The organism is Frankia sp. CgKIO3 (assembly GCF_977946435.1).
The window spans coordinates 1-25,279 of record NZ_CDWTMO010000040.1 but is presented as its reverse complement, the minus strand read 5'-3'; the positions used below and the strand labels follow the sequence as shown (position 1 = coordinate 25,279).

The window sequence follows — 25,279 nt, the reverse complement described above, 5'->3', positions numbered from 1 at the left end:
AGATCAAATGATCAACTTATTTAATGACGATCCCCAGGGGGCCGGGGATGTTACTGGAAGCCGCAAAATTACACCCACACGAGATGTTCGAATTATGTCACTGCACCCCTAGATGCCCGGCTCGTTATGCTCACTTCGCGTAACACGATTGTCGGACGAGAGGGTTGCGGGTGACCGGTCACACTTGGCTATGGACGCCGCCGCGTTCTACTCCCACCAGCGTTGGTGTGGGCCAACTCCTACGCGCGTACCGGCAGGCCCACGGCCTCACGCAGCAGCAGCTCGCCGACCGTCTGGGCTTCGACCAGTCCTACGTATCCAAGGTGGAGAGCGGCCGGCGGGCTATCCACGACATCTCGACGCTCCGTCACATCGCCCGCAATCTGGCGCTGTCCCCCGAGGACGTCGGCCTGGCTCCGAGATCGATGACGGACCGTTGCCGGGAGACTGCGCCGCGCAGTCCGGCGGCCGAGCAGGCCGCCGCGAGCCAACGCGTGTGGCGGCTCACCCGCGATCATCTCAACCACCATCGGATCAGCCTCGCCCGCGCGGCGGTGCGGCTCTACCCGGAAACCGACCGGCTCGGCAGCGGGCTACTGGCCCGGCCCGGCTGGGTGTGGGACACCCCGGTGGACATCGACGATGTCACCCTTGAGTGGCACGATAGCGCCGAGGCCCCCACGATCAGGGGGGACGAACCCGAGACGGCCGGTAGCCGGCCCCTGCTTGGTGGAGGCGGTCAGCAGAACCGCTACCAGCGCTACACGCGGGCGATGCGGGATCTCGACCGGCCGACTCTGTTCGAGAACCGGCTCAGCTTCCGCCTGCTCGATATCGGCGGTGACGGGACCGCGGGACCGTCGACGGACAACCATCCGTCGCTGAGCTTCGCCCACACGACGTACTTCGACGCCGTTGACATCTGCGAGACCGTCGCACAAGAGACGGCGGCCGCGATGGCCGGCAGCGGACTGTCCTGGCCCGCGCTGCCCTTCCGGGCGCGCATCGGAGATCCGTTCGACTTCACCCGGCGGGCGGCCCTGCCGTCCATCAACACGCTCACGATCCGCCACGATCGCGGCGGTCAGGCGAGCTTCTTCCTGCACCGGCGCAGCGCGGGCTCGGTCGTGACCGCGGGCGGGGTGTACCACGTCATCCCGGCCGGGGTCTTCCAGCCGTCGGGCATCACCCCGTTCCACCATGAGGCCGACTTCGACCTGTGGCGCAACATCATGCGTGAGCTGAGCGAGGAGCTGCTGGGCAACCCGGAGCACGACGGCAGCTCGTCCAGCCCGATCGACTATGACACCGACGAGCCGTTCCGTTCGTTCGAGCAGGCGCGTCGGTCCGGCGCCATGCGGGTGTCGTACTTCGGGATCGGGCTGGACGCGCTCACCCTGTTCGGCGAGATCCTCACCGTCGTCGTGGTGGACGCCGACGCCTTCGACCGGCTGTTCGGCAGCATGGTCCAGACCAATGCCGAGGGATCGGTCGTCACCGCGGGTCCGAACCGGTCGGTGACCGAGGGCATCCCGTTCACCCACTCGGCACTGCGCCGTCTCGTCGACACCGAGCCCATCGCCCCGTCGGCCGCCGCCTGCCTGGAACTCGCCTGGCGCCACCGGGAGATCCTCCTCGGGATGCGCGTGCGGGCCGCATCCTGATCCCGGACATGCTCGCCACCGCCGGGCACCAAGTTACGGCGATGGTCCGCGAGCCGATGACCACGCCGCGGTTCGCCCCCGATATCGAGGTGGTGGCCGCGGACCTGCTCGATCCCCGCCAGCTGGCCGCGGCGGGGGTCAGCCGAGGATTCGAGGGAGTATGCCATCTCGCGGCCCTGACCCGGGTGCGGGAGTCGCGGCTGGGTCCCGTGCGCTACTTCCAGACGAACCTGACCGGCACCATCAACCTGCTGGCTGCCCTGGAGGAGGGCGCTGAGCACACCGGAGTCGCACCCGCGTTCGTCTTCGGATCCACCTGCGCGGTCTACGGCAACGTCGACCTCGCGCGGATCCCGGAGACCTGCCCACCCGACCCGGTGAACCCCTACGGAACCTCCAAGTTCGCCGCCGAGCGGCTGCTGTCCCACCAGGCCGGCACCGGGCTGCTCGGCGCGGTGATTCTACGTTCCTTCAACGTCGCGGGTGCCGTCGCGGGACACATCAACCGCGACGGCAGCCGGATCATCCCGGCGGCGATCGCCGTGGCGAGCGGGTGCCGGGATGTGTTCCGGGTCAATGGGGACGGCCTCGCGCTGCGGGAGTACGTCCACGTCGTGGACATGGCAACGGCCTACCTGACGGCGCTGGTCGCCGCGCGCCCCGGGCACTGCGCGGTGTTCAACGTGGGCAGCGGCGTCGGGGTGAGTGTCACTGACGTGCTCGCCGCGGTCGGCCGAGTCGCTGGGCGCCCGGTCCGCCGCGTCCACTGTCCGCCGGTCTCCGAACCGAAGACGCTGATCGGTGACAGCACCCGGATCCGCGCCGATCTCGGCTGGAGTTCTCCGGCGTCGAGCATCGACCGCATCGTCGCCGACGTGTGGCGCTGGGGCCGGGGGCCGACACCGGCCGGGGCCGCCGCCCTGCCGCCACGCCAGCGGATCGCTCCGAGCATCACCTGAGACCCCGCGGGGCCCACACCGGCCCCGCGGTGGCCCGCGGTGCGGCAGGCTCCGGCGGGCATCCCTCCCGGCTCTTTCTCCTGGCCCGAGGGCCATCCGCCAGCCAACATAAAGTAGCAGGCTGGTTGCAGGCAGGCATACTTCGTAAGGCCTTCCATCGGCCGGCCTATCCTCGTATACCTAATGCGACCGAGCTTCCCGTGCCGCCGGAGCTCGCCGGGAACAGCCGCAGGCCACCCGACGGAGCACCTGTTCATCTCCGCACACTAATCTGACGTCTGTCGTGACCCGGATCATCTCGGGGGCGGGCTCCACGCGCGGGCGCCGCCCGCACGACCGACGACATGCTCCTTGGGGGGGACGAAAGTGGACGAGCAGACCGCTGGGACCGATAACCCGCGGCCCACATCGCGCCTGGTAGTCGACGTGGTCCGCGCGCTGCGCGGATGGGTGGTGATGGCCGCCGGCGGCGTACTTCTGCTCGGCTGCTACCTGGGCGTCTCCAAGGAGACGGACGTCGCTTTCCAACTACCTTACGTGGTCTCCGGCGGTTTCGGGGGGCTGGCACTCATCCTGGTAGGAAGTGCGCTGCTGGTAGCCGACCGCTTCGACGCCGCTCAGGCCGCCCAGGCCCACACCGCCGGCCAGGTCGACGACCTACACTCACTGATCATCGCGGCGGCGGTCGCGGGTGCCGCACCCGAGGCCGGTCAGCCGGTCACCCGCCCCCAGGGCTCGTACCAGCAGACAGGCTCGTACCAGCAGACAACAGCCACGCACCAGCAGAACTCGCGCTTCGCCGCGACGGACCCCGGGGGCGGCCAGGCACCCGCCACGAACGCCACCACACCCGGCCAGCGCGCCTGACAGAGCCTGCGTTTCCCACGATGCCACGGCGCGGAAGGCGAGCAGTTCCGTGATCACATGTGACCCGGCGGACGGCGGCGACCGGACGGCCGGCGGCGGCAGGCTCCCAAGGAGTGCCCGGTGACCAGCATCGACCTGGGACTGGCGGGGATCTCCCTCGGGGCGATCGCAGCCCTGTCCGGTATCGGCCTGCTGGTCACTTACCGTACCAACGGGGTCCTCAACCTGGCCCAGGGCGGCATCGCCACGCTGGTGGCGTACGTCTTCCGCGAGATGGTGGTCGAGTGGGGGCTGTCGATCTGGCTGGCCGCCGTCATCGCGCTCGCCGTGCTCTCTCCCGGGATCGGCCTGCTGCTGGAGCGGCTGGTCTTCCGGCCGCTGGCCCGTCGCCGCGCATCGGCAGCCGAATCCCTGGTTGCCAGCCTCGGCGTGCTGGTCCTCACCCTCGGGATGACGGCGGGCATCTGGGGTCTGGGCTCGCGTAGCGACGCACCGAGCATCTTCCCGAACTCGTCGGTGCAGCTGTTCGGTGACACCCGGATCGGTGTCGACGCGCTGGCCGAGCTCGCGATGGTCGTGGTATTCTGCGCGGTCATCGGCGTCATCGCCACCCGCACGGTGTTCGGCCGCCAGATCCGTGCGGTTGTCGACGACCGGCAGCTCGCCGAGCTGTCCGGTGTTCGCGCGGACCGGGTCGCCGCGGCCGGCTGGGCGGCGGGGACTACGCTCGCCGGCCTTACCGGCATCCTGCTCGCCCCCCGCTTCCAACTCACCCCGTACGGGCTGACCCTGCTGGTGCTGGAGACCTTCGCGGTGGTGGTGGCGGCCCGGCTGTCGAGCATGCCGGTGGCCGTCCTCACTGCCCTGGGCATTGCCGTCCTGCAGAGCGAACTCAAGCAGTTCACCCTCGACGGTGATGCGGGCCAGATCCTCACCGTCCTGCAGTCGAACCTGTTCATCGTCGCCCTGCTGGTCCTGCTGCTCGCGGTGCCGAAGCTGCGCGAGCTCGGCACCGGCGACTCCGGGACCACCGCCAGCTTCTCCAGCCGCGGCGCACCGCCGGCGGGCCCGGCCAGCCAGACCAAGGCCCGCCGTGACTTTCTGGGCAAGCTCGGCGGTGCCGCGCTGCTGCTCGCACCGCTCACCTTCGCCCCGTCCGATCTGCGTTCGGCGTTCATGGTGCCGGCGCTCGCTCTCATCTTCCTGTCGATGGTCATCGTCACCGGCTACAGCGGCCAGCTCTCCCTGGGCTCGGCCGGATACGCGGGCCTCGGGGCGCTGCTGTCACGCAAGCTCGCCAACGGTGACCTGTTCGGACTGCCGAAGCTGCCGGGCGTCGCGTCGATGTTCATCGGTGCCCTGCTCGTCGCCCCGATCGGTCTGATCACCGGCTACCCGGCGATCCGCCGCCGCGGCCTCACCCTGGCGCTGACCACCTTCGCGGTCGGCGCCGTGGTCAGCCGTTTCGTCTTCGAGCAGCCGACCTTCGCGACCGGCCTCTACCTCGACCCGCTGACGTTCTTCGGCTGGGAGCTGCCCGACGAGGCGTTCTACGTCCTTGAACTGGCCTGCCTGGGCCTCGGCCTGTTCTTCGTGGGTAATCTGCATCGCGGTCGGCTCGGTCGGGCGCTGCTCGCCGTACGTGACCATGCGGAGGGTGCGGCGGCGGTGGGGGTCGACGTCCGCAACCTCAAGCTGCTGGCCTTCACCGTCTCCTCCGTCGTCGCCGGGCTGGGTGGTGCGCTGCTGGTGCACAGCAGCTACTCGTTCTCCGCCGACGACTTCGCACCGTTGCAGAGCTTGCTGTGGTTCACCGCCGTGGTCGTCTTCGGCGCCGACAGCGCGGCCGGCGCGATCATCGCCGCGGCGTTCATCGTCACGATCGACGTGCTGGCGCCGGCCGGGTCCTCGATCCTCGCCATCGGCATCCTCGCCCTCGCCCTCGGCTGGATGCCCGGCGGCTTGGCCTCGGCCGTCCGGGGTCTGTTGCGGCTGCTCGCCCTCCACCTCGCGGACGGCTTCGTCGATCCCAACCATCGGGCACCGCGCCCGGTGCCGGTGCGCATCTCCGCCGTCGGATACCTGCCGGCGACCACTGGCATCACCGGGATCTCCGGGATCGGCGCGCCCCTGGGGGCCGCCCGGCCCAGGCCATCCGCGAGCTGGCCCCCGGGCCGCTCCTCGCCCGTGCTGCCACCGGGCTCGCCGCAGCCGACCCCATTCGGGGCCAGCCTGCTGACCCTGGTGCAGGAGTATGCGGCCCGGTCGGGCGACGCACCGCTGGTGACCCCCGCGCCCCGCGGCGAGGGCGGTGGCCTGCCCGCCGACGTCTACCCCACCTCACCGGGTCACGTGGGCCACGAGCAGGGGGGTTCGGGACCCGCGGCGGCGACCTCCCTGCGGGACGGAGGCCGGGTATGAGTCGGCACGTGCTACAGGCCGTTGGCCTGGTCCGCCGCTACAGCGGTCTGACCGCGGTCGACCACGTCGACCTCGTCGCCCCCCAGGGCGTGATCACCGGTCTTATCGGCCCGAACGGTGCCGGGAAGTCGACGCTGTTCAGCCTGCTGACCGGGGTCGAGCAGCCCGACGAGGGCAAGGTCCTGCTCGACAAGAGCGACATCACGAAAATGCGGCCAGACATCCGGTCCCGGCGTGGTCTGGTGCAGACCTTCCAGGTTCCCTCGCTCTTCCCCACCCTCACGGTCTCGGACAACCTGCTTGTCGGCGCGGAGAACCGGCACCGGGACTATGCCGGCGGCCTGCTGGGCGTGGCGTCCAAGGGCCGAGGCCACGTCAGCCGCCTCGTCGAGGAGACCCTCGGCTCTCTCGGCCTGTCCGACCTGCGGGACACCATCGCCGGCACGCTGCCCACCGGTGCCCTGCGGCTGGTCGAGTTCGCGCGAGCACTGTGCGCCCAACCGGACATCCTGCTGCTCGACGAGCCCGCCAGCGGCCTGGACAACGACGAGACTGCCAGGTTCTCGCAGCTGCTGCGCCAGACCGCCGACGACGGGGTCGGCATCCTGATCGTCGACCACGACGTCGACCTGGTCTTCTCCGTCGCCGACCAGGTGTACGCCATGGTCGGCGGTTGGGTCGTCGCGTCCGGCGATCCCGGGCACGTCCGCGACGACCCAACCGTGCGGTCGGTGTACCTGGCCCAGGCTGCCCATCGCCACGATGAAACGGTCCTGAAGCAGCCGCAGGAGGCACCGTGACCACGGCGACAGCCGAACTCGAACTGACCGGGGCGCGGGCCGGCTACGGGACCGTGGAGGTCCTGCACTGTCTGGACCTCGCCATCCCCGCCGGCAAGGTCACCGCCCTGCTCGGGGTCAACGGCGCGGGCAAGAGCACCACCCTGCGGATGCTGGCCGGGCTGATCCCACTGCGTTCGGGCAGTCTGACCTGGCGCGGCGAGGACATCACCAAGATGTCCACCGTCGACCGGGCCCGCCGGGGACTGATGCTCGTGCCGGACGAACGGGCCGTCTTCGCCACCCTGTCGGTCCGGGACAATCTGCAGATCATCGCGGAAGCCAGCGGGCACCCCGACATCACCCCCGCGCTGGAGTCGTTCCCCCGGCTGCGGGAGCGGCTGACGCAGCGGGCCGGATCGATGTCCGGCGGTGAGCGGCGAATGCTGGCGCTCGCCCGCGCCCTGCTGGCCCGCCCCTCGGTCCTGATGGTCGACGAGCTGTCGCTCGGACTATCCCCGAAGGTCGCCGCGGACCTGTTCGGCTGGCTTGCGACGGTCGCCGCGTCGGGCACCACCGTCGTGCTCGCCGACCAGTACACCGAGCAGGCCCTGGCGATGGCGGACCTGGTCTACGTCCTGCACCGGGGCGAGCGGTCCTTCGCGGGCGCACCGGGGGAATTCCGGGCGTAGGGCCGCGAAAGGCCCCGCTGAAAGGCCCCGGTCGAGGTTCCCTCCGTGGCGCCGTGGAGGGTGCCCCGACCGGGGCCCGAGATCACTCGGGCGGTCCCGTGAGAGATCAGCCGGCCTGGTAGGGCAGATCCGGGACAGTGAAGCAGTTGGTGTTCATGTCCTTGACCTGGGTCACCCAGCCGCCCTGGTTTCCGTTCGCCGAGTCCTGCCAACGGGCGACGTTGAGGCAGTTCTGCTCCTGCGACGGCGGTTCAGGCAACTTCTTGAAGTTCCGGCCAGTCGGGATGAGCAGGCCGTGACCGTCGTAGTCCTTGCCGCTGTTCATGTACGCCTCGACGCAGGCGCGGGTGACGTCGGCGCCGCAGGACCGGATCGCGTCGGTTAGCCACTGGGCCGAGGCGTAACCCTCGAGCATCCACAGGTTCGTCTTGGCTACCCGATCGGGCGCGGCCGCCTGCAGATCCTTCTGGAACGTGGCGACCGCGGGAATCTGGGTGTCCGCATAGTTGGCGGTGCCGCCAGTAGAGTAGATCGTGTTCCGGCAATTCGGGGAGGCATTATAGACCTGGCGGACGTTGTTGGCCCAGCCCTGCGGCGGGGTCACCTTCGCCGTGATCGGCATTTTCTGGGACTCAATGGCGTTGCACAGCTGAGCATTACCGCCGTCGTCCATCGCGTCGAAGACGATCTGGACGCCGCGCCGCTTGAGGTCGAGGACCGTCGCATCCCAACTCGGGGCGCCGAGATTGATCTGCTCCTCGATGACCGTGTAGCTCTCCTTGCGCAGGCCGTCCGCGATCGACTTGGCGTACCGCTCCGACGGGGCGACGTTGTAGTACACAACCCCGGCGACGTTGGTCTTCAGGTTCTGCTTGAACCAGCGGTAGGTCTCGGTCCCCGCGTAGAGCGTGCCGTTGTAGCCGGGACGGCTGCCGGTGCGCGGATAATAGCTGCCGTAGATCGAGTACAGGTGCGGATACTGATCGTGGGCTGCGGACACGGGCTGGCCGCCGATATCCGGCACACCCTTGGAGTTGATGTACTGCGCACCCGTGTAGTCGAACGCCGTCACCCCGGCGAGCGCGAAGACCTTCTCGTCGTCGACGAGCTTGTGCGCGCAGTTCGTGTTTCCGTCACCGGTGCCCTTGTCGTCACACTCGACGAGGTTCACGGTGCGCCCGTTGACTCCGCCCGCGGCGTTGAGCGCCTTGAAATAGGCCCGCGCCCCGTACAGTGAGGCGGAGAACGTGTCCGGCCCGAAACCGCTGCTCAGGCCGGCGATTGTACCGATCTTGATCTCGGTCGGCGTGACACCGATATCCGAGGCTGTGTTGTTCGACGCCCCGGCCGGTTTGTTGCCGGCCGAGGTCGTTCCGTTGTTACTGGCCCGGCTGCCGCAGGCGACGAGCGCCAGCGACGACAGCACAATGGCGGCGATGAGCGATCTCGCTCGCATGGACATGCTCTCCCCTGGTAGATCGGTGACGCTCGAAACGTTATTGCCGATCAACATCGTCGACGCGTCAACCTGACGACAGCCGGTCCCATTGCCGACTATGTACCGTTAGTTACATCAATGGGCGTTACGGACAAACATTCGGCGCCACCAGCTCCGACGCACCGGTGCGGTGCTCACGCGATCGGCCGGCGCCCTCCCCGAAGTCGGGGTGCTCCCCTCGGCCCTGTCTTCCCCGCCTTCCCGGCGTGCGGTACCCCTGCTCGCCGGCTCGTGGGTCTCCCTGCTCGCGGCCGTCCCCGCGGGCAGGGGCGCGCCGGCTACCGGCCGGCTGCCACCCGCGACGCCGTCGGCGCGCTCCGTGGGAGCCCGCCGCTCCCCGGAAAGCTCGGTTACCGTACCGCCTGGCGACGGCGAGGCATGCGATGCACCACCTGCCGCATCGAGCGAGGCCGGGACGATCGTGCTGCCCAACACGGACATCGCCTCGTCCAGAGCGGCCAAGGCCTGGCCGATCGCTGTGACCGGATCCTCGGCGCGCTCCGGGGCCGGCACGGCCGACGCCGCACCCGCCTCGACCGCCGCCTCGACCGCCGCCGCACCCGCCTCGGCGACCGGGTCGGGCTCGACGACCTCGACCACCAGCTCGGCGGCTGGCTCCACGAGCAGGTCCACCGGCTCGCCATCGACCGCCTGCTCATCGGTGCCTGTGGCCGTGACCGCCTCGGCGGCGGCAACGGCAGGCTCAGACCCCACAGGAGCACGTTCAACCGACGCGGAGACGTCGGGAACAGGCTGGGCCGACGAGGACTCGGCCGACGCGGACGCATCGGGAACAGGCTCGGCCACGGCGGGAGAAGTGACCCCCTCGGCGAGCGCCGAGGGGGCGACGCCGGCGGATTCCGCGGCAGGAGCGGATTCCGGTTCCTCGGGCGGCGAGGTCGCCGCGAGCGCCAGACGGTTGAGAATCAGGCCGTCGGGACCCTGACCTCGGTCCAGCCGCCCCGCCTGCGCGAGCTTCCGGCAGACCTGGTTCACCGTGCCCCGGCTCGCCCCGATCGCCGCCGCCAACCTGCCGTCGTCCAAACCCGCGGGAACCTTGGCAAGCTGGTCGAGTATCCGGTCAGCAACAGTAGCCACAAAGCGGGACGGTATACGCCATCTCCTATTCGCCGACAAGCGGGGTCACCCCACGCGGTAATCGTTTCCGTCCCGCTGCCGATGGCACTCGCAATGCCACTCTCGGCGGGCACCCGGTCCGCGGCGGCACACACCCCGCCCGGTCGCCCGATCCACGTCGTTCACGCCGCGACCGGCAGCGCCTCACCCAGGCGCAGCGGGAGCTGTCCCGCACGCGGCAGGGGTCGGTGAACCGGGAGAAGGCCCGGGCGAAGGTGGCGCGGATCCGCGACCGGATCCGCGACCGGATCCGGGATCATCTGCACACGCTGTCCGCGAGGATCATCCGCGAGAACCAAACGGTGGTCGAAGCATGGGGCCACGGCGAGCAAGGGCCACGCGGCGGGCTTAGCCCGGCCGTCGCCGGGAAGGTCATGCGGCGAGGCGTGCCGGGAGCGGCCTGGGACGCACCGATATCAACAGTGGCCGGACTCGCTTTGCCGGGCGGAATGTTGCGGGATGTCCCAAGCAGGCCGCGCCGCGCCCGTGGGTCGGTCGGGGAGGCAGCTATGACGCAGTCAGCCTCGGGTCCCGAGCAGTTCGACCCGGGTTCCATCGCAGCCGACTCCGAACGGTCGTGGTACCGCGAGGATGCTCCCCTGGAACCCGCGGAGATGCTTGACAGCGACGATCTCGGCTCGACGGATGCCGGCCGAGATCCATTGGACGACAGTTGGGATGCACCCGACAGACCGAGTGCCGGCGTCCGCTATCCGAGCACACCACGTGAGGAGCGTGCGGGGTTGTCCTTCGATCGGCAACTCGCCGCGGAAACGCCGGAGGCCGACCCCTACCTGGAAGCCGAGCGGCGGGAGTCCGGGGCTGTTCTCGACGCCGACGCATACGGCGAGGGGACGACGACCCTCGCGGAGGATTACGACGCGAACTTCGCCGTTCCCAGCATCGTCACGCCGGACGTGGGTGCGCGCACGGCTGAGGAGGGCGCCCTGCACCTGGAATGAGGGCGCTCTGCGTGCTCGCGAGAATACGAAGTACTCGTGAGAATACGAAACGCCGATGGTTCGGTCGACGGTCCAACCGGCTCCCGGTTGGACCGTCGGTTGCGACAGACGGTTGCCACGGAGGGCCGGCTCAGGCCGGGGCCGACCCGGGCAGGTCCGGAACGCCACCGGCGGCTTCCCGCCTGCGGTAGGCAAGTCCCGCGAAGACCTCCATGGCGACGCGATGGGCGCTGTTGACCGTCGTTTCCGCGTGGTCGTACGGCGGGGAGACTTCGACGATGTCGGCAGCCACGAGCGGCGTGTCGAGCGCGATCTGACGGACCGCCCGCAGCAGGTCGGCCGGGGTCATCCCCCCGGGTTCCGGGGTGCCGGTGCCCGGCGCGAACCCCGGGTCCAGGACGTCGATGTCGACCGACAGGTACAGTGCCCGGCACCCGTCCGTGGCCTGCGCGATCGCGTCCACGACGACGTCACGGCTGCCCCGCTGCCAGATCTCGTGCATGAGATGCCAGGTCATCTCCTGCTCGCGCATCCAGGCGAACACGTCCGGCGGCGGCCAGTAGCCGCGTATCCCCACCTGGACGAAGTTGCGTCCACGCACGGCACCGGACTCGATGAGCCGTCGCATCGGAGTGCCGTGCGAGGCGAGGTTGCCGTCGATGACGTCCGCGGTGTCGGCATGCGCGTCGAAGTGCAGCAGACCGAGTTCACCCCAGCCCACGGCGTCGGCCACGCCGGTTGCGGCCGGCCAGGTGATCGAGTGGTCACCACCGATGACGAGCGGGATCGTGCCGAGCCCGGCGATCTGCGCGACCTTGGCCCGGATGTTGCGATGAGACGCCTCGGTGAGCCCGTGCGGACAGTGCGCGTCGCCGGCGTCGACGGCGTCGAGCCAGTCGAAGATCTCGATACCGAGGTCGAGATGGTAGGTGCCGGGGTTGTAGGCATTGGCCCGCATCGCCCGGGGGCCGAACCGGGCGCCGGGACGGTGGGTCGTCGAGATGTCGAACGGAGCACCGACGACGGCGACGTCGGGTCGGCGGGCTGCCAGCGCCTCCGTCCCGGGCAGCCAGGGCAGTCCGCAGAAGGTCGCGAGCCCCGCGTAGCCGGGGGCGTCCGGGCCCGGCTCACGATCGCCGTTTCGTGCCGTCATCTGTCCCTCCGATCGGGCCCTATCCACTGTCCCACGGTCCGCCACCCCCGGTCCGCTGTCCCACGGTCCGCCGTCCGCGCCCCGGTTACGCTTCTCCGGTGGAGGTCGCGGCACCGCACCCAGACCACCCGGCACACACGGCGTCGGAACCGACCGGCCCGGGCCGGGTCTGGTCACCGCGGGCCCGGTTGGCGGGTTTTGCCGTGCTCGGTGTAGCCGCCGTCGGCGTCTGCGGCCGGGTGTACCTCGTCGACCCCGCCCAGCCGGGCCACTACCCCACGTGCCCGTTCCGGTGGGCCACGTCCCTGGACTGCCCGGGTTGCGGCGCCCTCCGCGGCCTGCACCAGCTCCTGCACGGACACCTCGCGGCCGCGGCCGACTACAATGTCTTCTTCGTCATCGCCGCCCCGATGCTGGTGCTCGGCTGGATCGTGGCGGTGGCGCGGGCGGCCGGCTGGCGCCGCCCGTTGCCCCAGGTACCGGCCCGCCTGCTTCCCGCCGTTCCGATACTGATCGTCGCCTTCTGGGTGCTGCGGAACCTGCCGTTGCCCGGCTGCCGCTGGCTCGCCTCTTGAACCCGGCGGCTCAACGGCGGCCCAGCAGGTAGCAGGCGATGGCGGCGGTCGCCGCGACGTTCAGCGAGTCGACCCCGTGCGCCATCGGAATCCGGACCCGGGCTGTCGCCGCCGACTGCGCCGCCGCCGACAGCCCGGCGCCCTCCGTGCCCAGCAGCAACGCGACCCGGGCCGCCTCTGTCACCGGTGCAGGTGCAGGCGCAGGCGCGGCGCAGGCGGTGAGTCCGGCCGCGAAGGAATCAAGATCCTCGGCGTCCGCCGCCGGAGTCAGCGCCAGCAGCGTGAACCCGGCATCCTGCAGCAGACCGAGGGCCTCCGGCCAGGGTTCGAGCCGGGCATAGGGGACGGCGAACACCTCCTCCATCGAAACCCGCACAGAACGCCGGTAGAGCGGATCGGCGCAGCGCGGGCTCAGGAGCACCGTGTCCATCCCGAGTCCCGCGGCCGAACGGAAGATCGCCCCCAGGTTGGTGTGGCTCACGATGTCCTCACACACCAGTACCCGCCGGGCGTCGACCAGGAGGTCGGCCGCGGCGCGGGGCGGCCGGCGGCCCATCGCCGCAAGCGCCCCGCGATGCACCTCGAAGCCGATGATCGCCGCGAGCACGTCGGGTCCCGCGACGTACACCGGAACGTCGGCGCCGAGGTCCGCGGGCACAGCCGTCAGGCGCGCGGGCGAGACCAGGACCGAACGCGGCCGGTAGCCGGCCCGCAGCGCCCGGATGATCACCTGTTCGCCCTCGGCGATGAACAGTCCGTCGGCCGGCTCCCGCCGACGGCGCAGCGCGACGTCGGTCAACGAGATGTAGTCGTCGACCCGGGGATCACCCGAATCGTCGATCATGATGACTGGTGGGGCGGTCACGACCTTGACATCCTCCCCGGCCTGAAGGCCGGGGATTCCCACACCTCGCGGTGCGGGTTCCTGCTTCACCAACGGATGCCTCCTCGCGTCAGGAGCGAGGCGGTCTCACTCCGTCTCCACAGGCGGACACCGCGAGCCCCGCGGCCAGAATGTTGATTGCCGCGTTCACGTCCCGGTCGTGGACGGCGCCACAGCCACGGCAGGCCCATGTCCGGACGTCGAGCGGCATCGTGTTTGCGATCGACCCGCACACCGAGCACGTCTTGAACGACGGATAGAACCTGTCGATCGCGATGACGGTCCGGCCGTACCAGCCGGCCTTGTACTCCAGCATCCGCCGCAGCTCCGACCACGAAGCGTCGGAGATTGCCCGTGCAAGCGAATGATTGCGGACCATGTTGCGGACCGCCAGGTCCTCGATGACCACCGTTTGGTTCTCGCGGATGATCCTCGTGGACAGCTTGTGGAGATGATCCCGGCGCCGGTCGCGGATCCGGCCGTGGATCCGCGCCACCCGCAGCCGGGCCTTCGCCCGGTTCGCCGACCCCTTCTGTTTGCGGGACAGCTCCCGCTGCGCGCGGGCCAGCCGGGCACGGTCCCGCTTCTCGTGCCGCGGGTTTGGTGACCTTCTGCCCGGTCGACAGAGTGAGCAGCGAGGTGATACCCGCGTCGACACCGACCTGACCCGCACGCGGGGACAGGATGGCGATGGTCTCCTCGACCAGGATTGAGATGTGGTATTGGCCGCGTGAGTTCCGTGACACCGTCACCTGCGACGGCTCCGCCCCCTCGGGCAGCGGGCGCGACCAGATGATGTCCAACGGCCGGTCCTGCTTCGCTAGCTTGATCTGCCCGTCCCGGAACGTGAAGCAGTTTCGGGAGTAGGCCGCTGAATCGGCGGTCTTGCCCTTCTTCTTGAACGAGGGGTAGCCGGCGCGCTTCTCCCAGAAGTTCACGTAGGCGGTTTGCAGGTTCCGTAACGCGGCCTGCAACGGCCCTTTCGATGGCTCGGCGAGCCAGAGTGTGCCCGGGTCGCGTTTCCAGCCGGTGAGCATCCGGTCGGTCTCGGCGTGGGTGACCCGCCGCTGCTCCTGGAACCAGGCCCGGTGCCGTTCCGCGAGCGCCCGGTTGTACACGTAGCGCACACAGCCGAACGTCTGCGCGAGCTGGGCGGCCTGCTCCGGGGTCGGGTAGAAACGGTAGCGGTACGCCCGCTTCACCATCTTCGACCCCATAGCAGGCTTGCCTGTCACGCTGTCGTTGATGCGCTAGCCCCGCCCTGAAAGACGGGGCCTGCGCGCTACGTTCCTGGGTCACGCCGGCCGACCCGCCAGCCGGCCCCGCCGACCCCGCACACCTGCTCACGTCATCTGGCACGCCACGACCTCCCGGGCACGGGCGCTTCACCCGACCGTAACGTGCCGGCCGCAGAATCAGCGGCCATGGCCGACCCGCAGAAGGCCCCCACGCTGACGCCCGCCATGCCCACGCCCGCCGTCTCCCGTCCCGTCGCCGTCCCCGTTCCCACCGACCTGGTCGTCGTCGGCGCCGAACTGGTCGCGACCGTGGACGCCGACCGCCGGGAGATCCGCGGCGGGTGGGTCGCGGTGACGAACGGCCTGGTCAGCGCCCTCGGCGGTCCCGACGAGCCACCGCCTCCCGCCGTGCGCACGCTGCGGGCGGATGGCTGCCTGATCACTCCCGGCCTGGTGAACACGCATCACCACATGTACCAGAACCTCACCCGCGCGTTCGCTCCGGCCCTGAACGGCACGCTGTTCACCTGGCTGTCGACCCTGTACCCGCTGTGGTCCCGGCTGGACGAGGAGGCCGTGCACGTCTCCGCCTACGTCGGGCTCACCGAGCTCGCCCTCGGCGGTTGCACGACGACCACGGACCACCTGTACGTGCATCCGCGCGGCGGCGGGGACCTCGTCTCCGCCGAGATCGCCGCGGCGACGGCACTGGGCCTGCGCTTCCATCCCACTCGCGGATCGATGTCGCTGTCGGTGAAGGACGGCGGGCTGCCGCCCGACTCGGTGGTGCAGGACGACGACGAGATCCTCGCCGAGTCGGCCCGGCTGGTGGCCCGTCATCACGACCCCTCGCCGGGCGCCATGGTGCGGATCGCCCTGGCGCCCTGCTCACCGTTCTCGGTCAGCCCGGAGCTGATGCGGGCCACGGCGGAGCTCGCCGAGTCGCTCGACGTGCGGCTGCACACGCATCTCGCCGAGGACCCCGAGAAGGACGAGTACTGCCTCGCGCGGTTCGGCCGGCGTCCCATCGACCAGTTCGCCGAGGTCGGCTGGGGCGGCGACCGGGCCTGGGTGGCGCACTGCATCCGCCCGAACCCCGCTGAGGTGGCCCGGCTGGGCGCCTGGGGCACCGGGGTCGCGCACTGCCCGAGCAGCAACATGATCCTCGGCGGTGGGCTCGCCCCGGTCGCGGAGCTGCGTGCGGCGGGGGTACCGGTGGGACTGGGCTGTGACGGCTCGTCATCGGCGGACTCGGCGTCGCTGTGGATGGAGGCCCGCACGGCGATGCTGCTCGGCCGGCTGCGGCACGGCGCCGCGGCGATGTCGGCCCGGGACACGCTGGAGATCGCCACCCGGGGCGGGGCCGGCTGCCTCGGCCGGGCCGGGGAGATCGGCGAGCTGTCCGTCGGAGCGGTGGGCGATCTGGTGGCATGGCCCCTCGACGGCGTCGGCTTCGCCGGGGCGCTGTCCGATCCCGTCGAGGCGTGGCTGCGCTGCGGCCCGGTCGCCGCCCGCCACACGGTGGTCGCGGGCCGCGCGGTCGTCCTGGACGGCCATCCGGTGCATCCCGACTTGTCGGCGATGCTCGCCCGCCACCGCGAGCTCGCCGCCGGCCTGCAGGCTGCCTTCGACGATGCCGGAATCGCTGATGCCGGAATCGCTCCCGGCGCCGGACGGGCCGCGGGTACGACCGGAGCCAGGGCGGCCGGGGCCCGGTGAACGCCGACGAGACCGACCCTGGTGGGATACCTCCGCGGGGTGTTTGATACAAAGCAACAGGTCGGTTCGGGTCGGTTGGCGACGTCACCCATTCGACCCCGGCGATGGCGTTCTGGCGACACCCGCCGGGACGTCACCCCGAGCAGCCGCCGCCGGTGCCGCGCGTCGACCCCCCCGATCGACACGCATCGCACCGGCGGCGGCCTCGACCGGCGGCCGGGAACCGCCGGCCCATGAACCCGCGCCGCGGGTGGGCCGCGGTTCCCGGCCCAGCAGCTACGGTGACGACCGTGGAGACGACCACCACCTCGCCCGTCCTGGACTGGCAGCACAGCCTGCCCCGCAAGCGGATAGCGGCCGCGACCATCCTCGTCCTGCTGCGCCCCACGTATCGGCCCGGGTGGGACCTTCCTGGTGGTGTGGTCGAGGCCGACGAGGCCCCGCACGCCGCCGCTCGGCGGGAGCTCACGGAGGAGCTGGGCCTGGACCGCATCCCTGGGCAGCTGTTGGCGGTGGACTGGGTGCCGCCGGGGCCGCAGCGCACCGAAGGCTTGATTGTCGTGTACGACGGCGGCCAGCTCGCCCCGAACGAAGCGGACGGCATCCGTCTACCGGCCGACGAGCTGGCCGCATGGTTGTTCGTCCCGGTGGAGCAGCTGCCGGAGTTCATGGCGCCGCTGCTGGCGCGACGCGTCACGGCGTGTCTGGCAGCCCGGGCCGCGGGGGAAACGGTTTACCTCGAGGACGGCGCCCCGCTGACATGATCCTTGCCGCTGGCAGTCCACTCCAACCATGCGCCGTGCGGGTGGTAGTGCCCGAGAGGCAGGTGCTCTTGGACGACGCCGTCACGGCAGACGGTGAGGCATAGCCGGGGTTCCCCCGGCGCGGCGTCGGGTTCCGCGCGCACCCACATCACCGGCCGCTCCCGCGACAGCCGGGGAACCATGGCGGTGAAGGCCTCCCGGGCCGCGTCCGGGAAGTGCGCCACCACCGCGGTGTGGAAGACGCAGACGGTCAGGCGCGCCGGGACGGCCGCCACGAGCGCGGGCAGCATGTCCAGAGCGTCCCCGCGGCGTACTACCGGCGGTTCGTGCGCCGTGGCTACGTCCAGCGCCGCTGTCAGCCGTGTGGCGCGCTTGGGGTGGTCGGCCCAGACGCAGGCCGCCAGCCATGCACGGTCGTCCGGGTCACGGACGTCGAGCGGGTTGAGGTCGCACCCCCTACGCCATCCGATGTTCGGAACACCGCCGGCCGCGAGCGCTGGCGGCACCGGCCCGCGCAGTTCACACGGCAACTGCACCGGGGACGCAGGGTCGCCGTACCGGCTGCCCGGACCGTAGTCGTAGCCGTAGCGGTCCAGCACCAGGGCGAGCCCGGCGGACGCTCCGACCTCGACGAGGCCCAGCGGCCCGCTAGCCAGGATGCCGGCGGCCGCCAGCGCCGGTAGGAGGTACGTTGCCCGTCGGGGTTCATTGGCCTGCACCAAGCGCTCCAGTATCAGCTCCACGACCTCGTCCTCGTGGGCCTCGACGAACGTCGTGAACAGCTCGCGCCCTCGGGCGTCCGGCGGGGTGGGCGACGGGGTGAGGGTGGCGTAGTACGCGGCGAGCGGGTGGTCCGGCGTCCGGGCGAGCAGGTAGTGAACCGCGGCGAACAGCAGGTCGGGCGGGCTCTGCCCGGGCGTGGCGAGGGCCGCCAGGCTGAGCACGTACTCGTCGTCCACAAGGTCCTCGGCGAGCAGGGCGTAGAATGGGGTGTAGCCGCCGTTCGCGCGGTGGGTGGCGAATCGGCGCATCCGTTCCCGGACGTCTTCGACGGTCCAGGCGGCGGACGGGACGACGGTCTCAGGCATCAACGGGCTTCTAGATGACGGCGGCGGGGAGACGGGGTTCGGCGGGGCAGCGTGACTGGAGGAGGCCCTGGCCGACGGCGCGGTACAGGCTGTCGTGGACCCCGTCGGCGAACAGGAACCCGGTGAGGTCACGGCGGATCTTGTCCAGCTGACTATCGGCACGGAAGGACGACGCGCCGACGAGCAACGCCGTGGTGGTGACAAGGGTGTGTGCGGTGTCGACGCCATGAGCCTTGGCCGCGCAACTCCAGACGGACGCGTCCGGGTGACCGGCGTCGGCCAGACGCACCGCGGTCAGGACTGCGAGCAGGGCAGCGCTGATCTGGCCGTAGCCGCGCCCCAGGGTGATGAGGGCGTTGTCGCGGATGCGCAGCCCCACGGCGTCGCGGCGGGCGGCGAGCACGGCCGCCACGGTGTCGACTGCGGCGGCCGCTGCGCCCAACGCGGTCGCCGTCACCAGGGGCCGGTAGAACGCGAAGTGCTCGACGAACATTTCCCAGGCGTCCGCGCCCTGCTGGCCCAGAAGGTCGGCGGAGGTGATCGGGGTGTCGTGCAGTTCCATGACGCCCCAGGACCACCCGGCCAGCCCGCCGGGTTCCAGCTGTTGACGCTCAATGCCGGGCCGGTCGGCGTCGACTGCGGCGGCCGCCAGGGGTCCGTCGGGAAAGCGGAAGAAGACGACGAACACCGCCGCCTCCCGGAGCCGGCTGATCCAGGTTTTCGTCCCCACAAGCCTCCACCGCCCCGGGCCGTCCGCCTGCGCCTGCGTCGTGATGTGGCGCACCCGGCTTCCGCCGTGAGCCTCGGTCACGGCGATGCCAGCCAGCTCCCCGGCAAGCAGACGCGGCAGCCACCGCTCCCGCAGCTGCGGGCTGCCGTGGCGGGCGATGAGCCGGCCGTGGCCCAGACCGCAGGTGTCGCGCAGGTCGAGGTCGTAGTAGCCGCAGATGAACTGCTGGAGCACCGCCAGAACGACAGGCCGCCCCGTGCCGCCAGCGCCATCCGGCACCGCCCGCCCGAGGTGCCCGGTTCCCGCCATGGCCTCCCGGATGGCCAGGAGCCGCCGGGCGCGCGGGACGTCCTGTCGCCGACGCTGCTGCTGGGCCGCTGCCGTAAGGTCCGTGGCGAAGGTGGCGAGGTTGTGCCAGTCAGCCGCGTCCAGCTCCGCCAGGCCGTCGGCGAGCGGCGCCAGCCACCGGCTGATGAGGTCCAAGGTCCCCATCGCGGCTCACCCTGCTTCTGCCGTGCGGATCGGGCGGGCGGGCACGCCGACGACCACGGCGTCGGCCGGGACGCTGCGCAAGATGACGGAACCGGCCCCTACGAGGGCACGCGCCCCCACGACGACGCCGCTCATGATGATGGAGCCGGAACCGACCCGGGCGTCCTCCTCGAAGCGCGGCGGAACGTGCTCGCCCTGGCGGTCCAGCTCCCGGTCGTTGATGGTGCGGATGCCGGCGCCGAGAAACGCCCCGTCCGCGATGATGGTGGAGCTCGTGAGGTGCGACAGCGGGGAGCAACGTACGCCGGTACCGATCCGGGTCTCGCGCTCGACGACGAGCTGGTGGCCGAGGTTGCCCTCGGCGGCCACTGTGACAAAGGAGCGCAGCACGGTCTGATGCCCGATGGCCGTGCCCTCGCCCAGCTGGACACCGGCGTACAGGACCGCCCCCGCCCGGACGACGACACCCCCGGCCAGAGCGGTCTCTGCGCCTTCGCCAGCGTAGACGTGCCCGACGGCATAGCCCCGTTCCGGCATCCCAACGGTGCTGCGGCCCTCGATGCGGACCCCGTCGCCCACGGTGGTGCCACCGTGTACCACGGCGAACGGCCCGACCTCGCAGTCGTCGCCCAGACGCACGGGACGGCAGACGCCCGCCTGGTCGACTGGAACAAAGACCGCATACCGGCTGATCATGCTGCGCCGGCCCGTCTCCAGGAGGCCGGCACGCTCCATCTCGTCGGCCGTGAGCTCGGAGCCGATACTGATGCCCATGAAGGACTCCCCTCGTGAGGGATTGGTGGGGTAGGGAAGAAAAGTACTGGCAGCGGGTAGCCGCACAGTCGCTACGGGACCATGATGATCGGCGCCGAACCGGGCGAAAAGGTGATGTGCTGATCACGCACACACGTGTGCAGGATCTGCAAATTGCGCGGAGCAAGCGGGTGCTCTCACCATTACGTTGTGCCCGATCTACGTCTGGGGAGCGCAGCATGGAGCCGTCCACGAGGTCGCCCGGCGCCATCGTGCGGGATGCCCGCCGTGCACGCGGATGGACACAGACTGAGCTGGGCCGCGCCTGCGGCTACTCTGCTTCCTCCATCTCGCGCATGGAAAGCGGCCACCAGACGCTCACCGACATCGTCCTGCTGCGGCGCATCGCCGAGGCACTGGAGATTCCGGCCGGGCACCTCGGACTCGCCGCCACGTCCCCCGGCATGTCGGGCATGCCCGCTACGGTGAAGCGTCCATCCACAACCGAGGAGGAAGACCCGGTGCTCCGTCGCCAACTGCTGGCCGGTGTCGCCGCCGGGGCCGCGACTCCGCTGGCCTTCGGCCAAGGGTCCGCACCGTACGCGAGCGTGGTGCCGCATCTGGAGGACGTGCTGCTTGGCAGCCCCAGCATGTTCACCGCACCGGCCGCGCCGTCGGTGGTGCAGAAGCGCCTCATTGCGATAAAGGAGGACTACCAGGCCGCCCGGTACAGCCAGCTCGGCCAGTGTCTTCCCCGGTTGTTGCGCACCGCGGAGGCGACCGCGGCAGCCCGGGGGACGCCGCAGGCCGCCGCCCTGTACGCGGAGGCCTTGAACGTCGCCACGCACACGCTTATCAAATTCGACATCGAGGGCCTGGCGTGGGTGTCGGCCGATCGGGCGATGACGGCGGCCCGGGCCGCGAGCGACCCCATCACCATGGCGGAAACCACCCGGATGCTCTGCATCGTGGCCCGCCGCGGCGGCCACCACACCCGCTCCCGGCAGCTCGCCGTCGAGGCGGCCATGCGGCTCGCTGACACCGGTGACATGAGCCCCCGGGCGATCAGTCTGTACGGATCACTCCTGTCCACCGCCGGGTACACAGCGGCCCGCGTCGGCGACGCCAGCACGGCCGCGACGCTCCTGGACGAGGCAGGCGGCGCTGCAGCGCGGCTCGGCCGGGACGGCAACGAGCACTGGTCCACCTTCCGCCCCACCGGCGTCGGTATCTACCGGGTGTCCACCGCCCTGGCCCTTGGCGATCCCGTCGGCGCCCTGACCGCCGCGCGCACAGTGCGTCCGGACCGCATCCTCACGCCGGAACGCCGGGGCCGGTTCTGGGTCGACGTCGCAGCCGCCTACGCTCAGACGAGGCGCCCCGACGCCAGCTACCAGGCACTTCGGGCCGCGGAACAGGTCGCGCCCGAGGAAATCCGTGCCCGCCCGGTGGTGCGTTCCCTCGCGGGCCGCCTGGTCCAGGACCAGCGCGGCCGCGTGCCGGATGAACTGCGCGCCTTCGCCGTCCGCGTGGGCGCGCAGCTGTAGGAGCGGACAGGGGCATCCCGCCAAGGGAGGTATCCGGCGGTGTACGTGAGGCCGACACTGGGGGCATGCCGACGTTGCCGACCGATGTCGTCGCCCGTCTGACCGCCGCGCTCGCACCGATCGATACGGCGGTCATCGCTCGTCATCCCGGTGATCCGGGAACCCGTCAGCCGGTGCACACCTGCTACCTGCCCGCCGACCGGATGCGCCCGGACATCGTGCTGGTCTGGGGGGAGGCGGCCCGGGAGCTCCTGGCCGCCCACGGCACCGACCCGGCCAGACTCGCCGCCGCCACCGGGGGCGACCCGGACCTGGTCATCGCCGAACCGGTCCACGCACACGTGCTGCACGCGCTGACCGTTGAACCGGTGCAGGATCTGCGGATCGACCTGGAGGACGGCTACGGCGTCCGGATGGACGACACCGAGGACGCCGACGCCGTCGCGGCGGCGGACGCCCTGCCCGCGTCCTACGGCCTGCGGATGAAGTCGCTGGACCCGGCCGTCCGGGACCGGGGGCTGCGCAGCCTGGACCTCTTCCTCACAGCGCTGGCCGGTGACGACGGCCCACCCGCCGGGTTGGTGCTGACCCTGCCCAAGGTGAGCGCCGCCGCGCAGGTCGCGGTCTTCGCCGATCTGCTCGCCGAACTGGAGCAACGCCTCGACATCGCCCCGGTGCCCTTCGAGGTGCAGGTGGAGATCCCGGCCGCGGTTCTCGCCCTGCCGGCGCTGGTCGAGACCGGTCTTGCGCTGGGCCCAGGACGCCTCGTCGGACTGCACGTCGGCACCTACGACTACTCGGCGGCTCTCGGCATCACCGCCGCACACCAGGCCAGCGACCATCCGGCGGTGGAGTACGCCACTACGCTGATGCAGCTCGTCACCGCCGGCACCGGAATCCGGGTCGCGGACGGGTCCTCGAACCTGCTGCCGATTGAGAGCCCGGCGGACGCGACGGAGGGCACCTCAGCTACGGAGGGCACCGCAGCTGTCGAGGACACGGCGGGCCGAGGTGTCCACCGGGCGTGGCGGCGGCACGCCGAGCTGGTGCGCCGCGCCTGGTCCCGGGGCATCTACCAGGGCTGGGATCTGCATCCGGGTCAGTTGGTGAGCCGGCACGCGGCGGTGGCCGGCTGCCTGCTGGCCGGGCTCGACGAGGCGCTGGGCCGGCTTTCCTCCTACGCCACCGCGTACGCCACCGCCCGGCATCCGGGAGCGGTCGCCGACGAGCCGGCCACCGGCCGCGCGCTCGCCGGGCACGTCCTGCGGGCGCTCGACGCCGGCCTGCTGGACGACGCGAGCCTGACCGCGGCTGGTCTCGACCGGGTGACCGTCGACCGCTTCGGCGGCAGACCGGTCGCCGCGGGTTGACGACACCCGGCCATCCAGGGCGGTCAGCTCCCCCGATAGGTCGAATAACCGAACGGAGCGAGCAGCAGCGGGACGTGATGATGATCCGCCGGGTCCTCGATCACGAACGCGATGGTCACCTCGGGAAAGAACGCCGAGCGGCTCGCGGTGTCGAAGACGAGCCGCCAGGGGCCTGGGATGGTCGCCGGCAGATCGGCTACCCGGCCGTCGTCGTCGGTGACGGCCTTGGTGACCGCGATCCAGCCCGTGGTCGTGCCGTCAAGGGTGCGCACCGCCCGTTCCAACCGGAGCGGCAGGCCGGCGGCTGGCCGCCCCGTGGCCGTGTCCAGGACATGGGTGGACAGACTCACCACGCCTCCTCGGTCGCGTCCTCGGTCGCCGCGGCCCGGGTCCGGGCCTCGACCATCCCGCCACACCGCTCCTGATCGACCGTGGTGGATACGCCAGTATCCCAGGGAACCCTGCAGATATCGCTGCCGATAGTATCGCTGCTCGTAGTATCGATGCCGGTAGTATCGGGGAGAGTGGACGTGGTCGAGTTTGTTGGGCGGGAGCGGGAACTTGCCACGCTGGACGGGTTGCTTCGGCTGGTGGGATCGGATGTCGGATCGTCGCGACCGGGTCGTTGTCTTCTGGTCCGTGGGCGGCGTCGGATCGGTAAGTCGAGTCTCGTCGAGGAGTTCGTGGAGCGGGCGGGTGTACCCGCGGTGTTCTTCACCGCTGCCGGCGCCTCGGCGGAGGTGGAGCTGGATTCGTTGCGGGACGCCGTTGCCAGGTCCGGGCTGCCGGAGCGTGAGGTCTTCGCCGAGGCAGTTCCCGGGAACTGGAGCGCGGCGTTGCGCCAGCTGGCCGGGATCCTGCCGGAGGACCGGCCCAGTGTGGTCGTGATCGACGAGGTTCCGTACCTGATGGAGCGGGGCGACGCGTTCGAGGGTGTGCTGCAGCGTGCCTGGGACCGGGAACTGAGCCGGCGGCCCGTCCTGCTGGTGCTGATCGGTTCGGACCTGTCGATGATGGAGGCCTTGAGTTCGTACAGCCGACCGTTTCACCAGCGCGGGCAGGAGCTGGTCCTGGGGCCGCTCAATCCGGCGGAGGTGGGAGAGATGCTCGGCCTGGGCCCAGCGGAGGCGTTCGACGCCGCGCTGGTGACCGGGGGTCTGCCGCTGATCTGCGCCTCCTGGCGGCGGGGTGACGACCTGTGGGAGTTCCTTAACGCGGAGTTTTCGAACCCGGTGTCGGCGCTGCTGGTGTCGGCGGAGCGGTCCCTGGCCGCGGAGTTCCCCGACTCGGCCAATGCCAGGGGCGTGCTCTCGGCGATCGGCAGCGGCGAACGGACGTTCACCAACATTGCCCGCGCCGCTGGAGGGCTCGCGCATACCAGTCTGACCCGGTCGATCGAGGTGCTGGCCGCCAAACTGATGGTGGTGGGGGAGCTACCTCTTTCGACACGGCCGTCGAAAGAGCGCCGGTACCGGGTCACCGATCCGTATCTAAGGTTCTGGTTGCGGTTCGTCGGCCCATATCTGCCCGAGATCGAGCGCCTACGCGGAGACCTCACCGTCAGTCGGATCAGGGCGGGATGGACGAGTTGGCGCGGCCGGGCGATAGAACCGCTGCTGCGTCAGTCCCTCGCCCGCCTGCTCCCGGACGCGGTGCTGCCGTCGGCCCCGGCCGTCGGCGCCTACTGGAACCGCTCCAACACCGTCGAGATCGACGTCGTCGGCGCCGACCGGGAACCGGTCGCCAAGGAGCTGTACTTCCTCGGCTCTGTCAAATGGCTGGAACGCGCACCGTTCGATGACCGCGACTTGGCGGCATTGCAGAAACACCGGGCGGCGCTCACGAACCTTCCGCTGCCATTGGTCGCCATCAGTCGCAGCGGGGTTGCGGCCACCGGTCTCGCCGCATCCTACGGCCCAGCCGAACTCATCACCGCCTGGCAGCGAGGATGAAGCGAGGATAAGCAGTATTGCGCCACGGTCGTTCGG

Annotated in this window: 22 protein-coding genes and 2 pseudogenes; 14 read left to right on the top strand and 10 right to left on the bottom strand. The window is 70.7% G+C overall.

Features of this window, described 5'->3' with window-relative positions; all coding sequences use genetic code 11:
* Positions 1-170: 170 nt before the first annotated feature.
* From AC08OJ_RS07135 to AC08OJ_RS07110, 6 genes are all read left to right on the top strand, one after another.
* Complete coding sequence (locus AC08OJ_RS07135) at positions 171-1,664, top strand: helix-turn-helix domain-containing protein (RefSeq protein WP_476592211.1); 1,494 nt, start codon at positions 171-173, stop codon at positions 1,662-1,664.
* Positions 1,665-1,672: 8 nt separating this feature from the next.
* On the top strand, positions 1,673-2,623 hold the full coding sequence (locus AC08OJ_RS07130) for an NAD-dependent epimerase/dehydratase family protein (protein ID WP_476592212.1): 951 nt from the start codon (positions 1,673-1,675) through the stop codon (positions 2,621-2,623).
* A gap of 366 nt (positions 2,624-2,989) precedes the next feature.
* Positions 2,990-3,490 carry a transporter gene (locus AC08OJ_RS07125; protein WP_476592213.1) on the top strand — a complete coding sequence of 167 codons (501 nt, stop codon included), beginning with the start codon at positions 2,990-2,992 and terminating at the stop codon, positions 3,488-3,490.
* 120 nt (positions 3,491-3,610) lie between these two features.
* The gene (locus tag AC08OJ_RS07120; RefSeq protein ID WP_476592214.1) at positions 3,611-5,911 is read left to right on the top strand and encodes an ABC transporter permease; all 2,301 of its coding nucleotides are present in this window, start codon (positions 3,611-3,613) and stop codon (positions 5,909-5,911) included.
* Positions 5,908-6,711, top strand: a complete 804-nt coding sequence (locus tag AC08OJ_RS07115; RefSeq protein WP_476592215.1) for an ABC transporter ATP-binding protein — start codon at positions 5,908-5,910, stop codon at positions 6,709-6,711. Before AC08OJ_RS07120 ends, AC08OJ_RS07115 begins: the two co-directional genes overlap by 4 nt.
* Positions 6,708-7,382, top strand: a complete 675-nt coding sequence (locus tag AC08OJ_RS07110; protein WP_476592216.1) for an ABC transporter ATP-binding protein — start codon at positions 6,708-6,710, stop codon at positions 7,380-7,382. The genes AC08OJ_RS07115 and AC08OJ_RS07110 overlap by 4 nt, the downstream gene beginning before the upstream one ends.
* A gap of 106 nt (positions 7,383-7,488) precedes the next feature.
* On the opposite strand, the gene AC08OJ_RS07105 is transcribed toward AC08OJ_RS07110, so the two are convergent.
* Positions 7,489-8,838 (bottom strand): ABC transporter substrate-binding protein, encoded by a 1,350-nt coding sequence (locus tag AC08OJ_RS07105; protein ID WP_476592217.1) that lies wholly within the window; start codon positions 8,836-8,838, stop codon positions 7,489-7,491.
* Positions 8,839-8,955: 117 nt separating this feature from the next.
* Complete coding sequence (locus AC08OJ_RS07100) at positions 8,956-9,978, bottom strand: MarR family transcriptional regulator (RefSeq protein ID WP_476595331.1); 1,023 nt, start codon at positions 9,976-9,978, stop codon at positions 8,956-8,958.
* Positions 9,979-9,998: 20 nt separating this feature from the next.
* On the opposite strand from AC08OJ_RS07100, the pseudogene AC08OJ_RS07095 reads away from it, so the two are divergent.
* Both AC08OJ_RS07095 and AC08OJ_RS07090 read left to right on the top strand, forming a co-directional pair.
* Positions 9,999-10,310 (top strand): annotated as a pseudogene (locus tag AC08OJ_RS07095) (transposase); the annotation flags it as partial.
* A gap of 216 nt (positions 10,311-10,526) precedes the next feature.
* Positions 10,527-10,979 (top strand): hypothetical protein, encoded by a 453-nt coding sequence (locus AC08OJ_RS07090; protein ID WP_476595330.1) that lies wholly within the window; start codon positions 10,527-10,529, stop codon positions 10,977-10,979.
* A 130-nt stretch (positions 10,980-11,109) separates the two neighbouring features.
* Here the strand turns inward: AC08OJ_RS07090 and speB are convergent, their stop codons facing one another.
* Positions 11,110-12,132: an agmatinase gene (gene speB, locus AC08OJ_RS07085; RefSeq protein WP_476592219.1), complete on the bottom strand. Its 1,023-nt coding sequence runs from the start codon at positions 12,130-12,132 to the stop codon at positions 11,110-11,112.
* Between the two features lie 203 nt (positions 12,133-12,335).
* On the opposite strand from speB, the gene AC08OJ_RS07080 reads away from it, so the two are divergent.
* Positions 12,336-12,707, top strand: a complete 372-nt coding sequence (locus AC08OJ_RS07080) for a DUF2752 domain-containing protein (protein WP_476595329.1) — start codon at positions 12,336-12,338, stop codon at positions 12,705-12,707.
* A 10-nt stretch (positions 12,708-12,717) separates the two neighbouring features.
* Here the strand turns inward: AC08OJ_RS07080 and AC08OJ_RS07075 are convergent, their stop codons facing one another.
* From AC08OJ_RS07075 to AC08OJ_RS07065, 3 genes and pseudogenes are all read right to left on the bottom strand, one after another.
* Entirely contained in the window at positions 12,718-13,551 is an 834-nt protein-coding gene (locus AC08OJ_RS07075; protein WP_476595333.1) for a TrmH family RNA methyltransferase, read from the bottom strand.
* A 109-nt stretch (positions 13,552-13,660) separates the two neighbouring features.
* Positions 13,661-14,248, bottom strand: a complete 588-nt coding sequence (locus AC08OJ_RS07070; RefSeq protein WP_476595328.1) for an RNA-guided endonuclease TnpB family protein — start codon at positions 14,246-14,248, stop codon at positions 13,661-13,663.
* A 25-nt stretch (positions 14,249-14,273) separates the two neighbouring features.
* Positions 14,274-14,795: pseudogene (locus AC08OJ_RS07065) on the bottom strand (RNA-guided endonuclease InsQ/TnpB family protein); the annotation flags it as partial.
* Positions 14,796-15,053: 258 nt separating this feature from the next.
* Between AC08OJ_RS07065 and AC08OJ_RS07060 the strand changes: the two are divergent.
* Entirely contained in the window at positions 15,054-16,547 is a 1,494-nt protein-coding gene (locus AC08OJ_RS07060; RefSeq protein ID WP_476595332.1) for an 8-oxoguanine deaminase, read from the top strand.
* A 281-nt stretch (positions 16,548-16,828) separates the two neighbouring features.
* Positions 16,829-17,311: an NUDIX domain-containing protein gene (locus AC08OJ_RS07055; RefSeq protein WP_476595327.1), complete on the top strand. Its 483-nt coding sequence runs from the start codon at positions 16,829-16,831 to the stop codon at positions 17,309-17,311.
* Here the strand turns inward: AC08OJ_RS07055 and AC08OJ_RS07050 are convergent.
* The 3 genes from AC08OJ_RS07050 to AC08OJ_RS07040 are packed head-to-tail and all read right to left on the bottom strand — an operon-like array spanning position 17,281 to position 20,395.
* Positions 17,281-18,399, bottom strand: coding sequence for a DUF2332 domain-containing protein (locus AC08OJ_RS07050; RefSeq protein ID WP_476592223.1), 1,119 nt, complete (start codon positions 18,397-18,399; stop codon positions 17,281-17,283). The genes AC08OJ_RS07055 and AC08OJ_RS07050 overlap by 31 nt on opposite strands.
* Before the next feature lie 10 nt (positions 18,400-18,409).
* A complete protein-coding gene (locus tag AC08OJ_RS07045) occupies positions 18,410-19,621 on the bottom strand; it encodes an acyl-CoA dehydrogenase family protein (RefSeq protein WP_476595326.1) in 1,212 nt (403 codons plus the stop codon).
* A gap of 6 nt (positions 19,622-19,627) precedes the next feature.
* Positions 19,628-20,395: a DapH/DapD/GlmU-related protein gene (locus AC08OJ_RS07040; RefSeq protein ID WP_476595325.1), complete on the bottom strand. Its 768-nt coding sequence runs from the start codon at positions 20,393-20,395 to the stop codon at positions 19,628-19,630.
* 218 nt (positions 20,396-20,613) lie between these two features.
* Between AC08OJ_RS07040 and AC08OJ_RS07035 the strand changes: the two genes are divergently transcribed.
* Complete coding sequence (locus AC08OJ_RS07035) at positions 20,614-21,921, top strand: helix-turn-helix domain-containing protein (RefSeq protein ID WP_476592226.1); 1,308 nt, start codon at positions 20,614-20,616, stop codon at positions 21,919-21,921.
* A 65-nt stretch (positions 21,922-21,986) separates the two neighbouring features.
* Entirely contained in the window at positions 21,987-23,291 is a 1,305-nt protein-coding gene (locus AC08OJ_RS07030) for a DUF6986 family protein (protein WP_476592227.1), read from the top strand.
* A 23-nt stretch (positions 23,292-23,314) separates the two neighbouring features.
* On the opposite strand, the gene uraH is transcribed toward AC08OJ_RS07030, so the two are convergent.
* On the bottom strand, positions 23,315-23,641 hold the full coding sequence (gene uraH / locus AC08OJ_RS07025; protein ID WP_476592228.1) for a hydroxyisourate hydrolase: 327 nt from the start codon (positions 23,639-23,641) through the stop codon (positions 23,315-23,317).
* A 180-nt stretch (positions 23,642-23,821) separates the two neighbouring features.
* On the opposite strand from uraH, the gene AC08OJ_RS07020 reads away from it, so the two are divergent.
* Positions 23,822-25,243 (top strand): ATP-binding protein, encoded by a 1,422-nt coding sequence (locus AC08OJ_RS07020; RefSeq protein ID WP_476592229.1) that lies wholly within the window; start codon positions 23,822-23,824, stop codon positions 25,241-25,243.
* Positions 25,244-25,279: the final 36 nt, after the last annotated feature.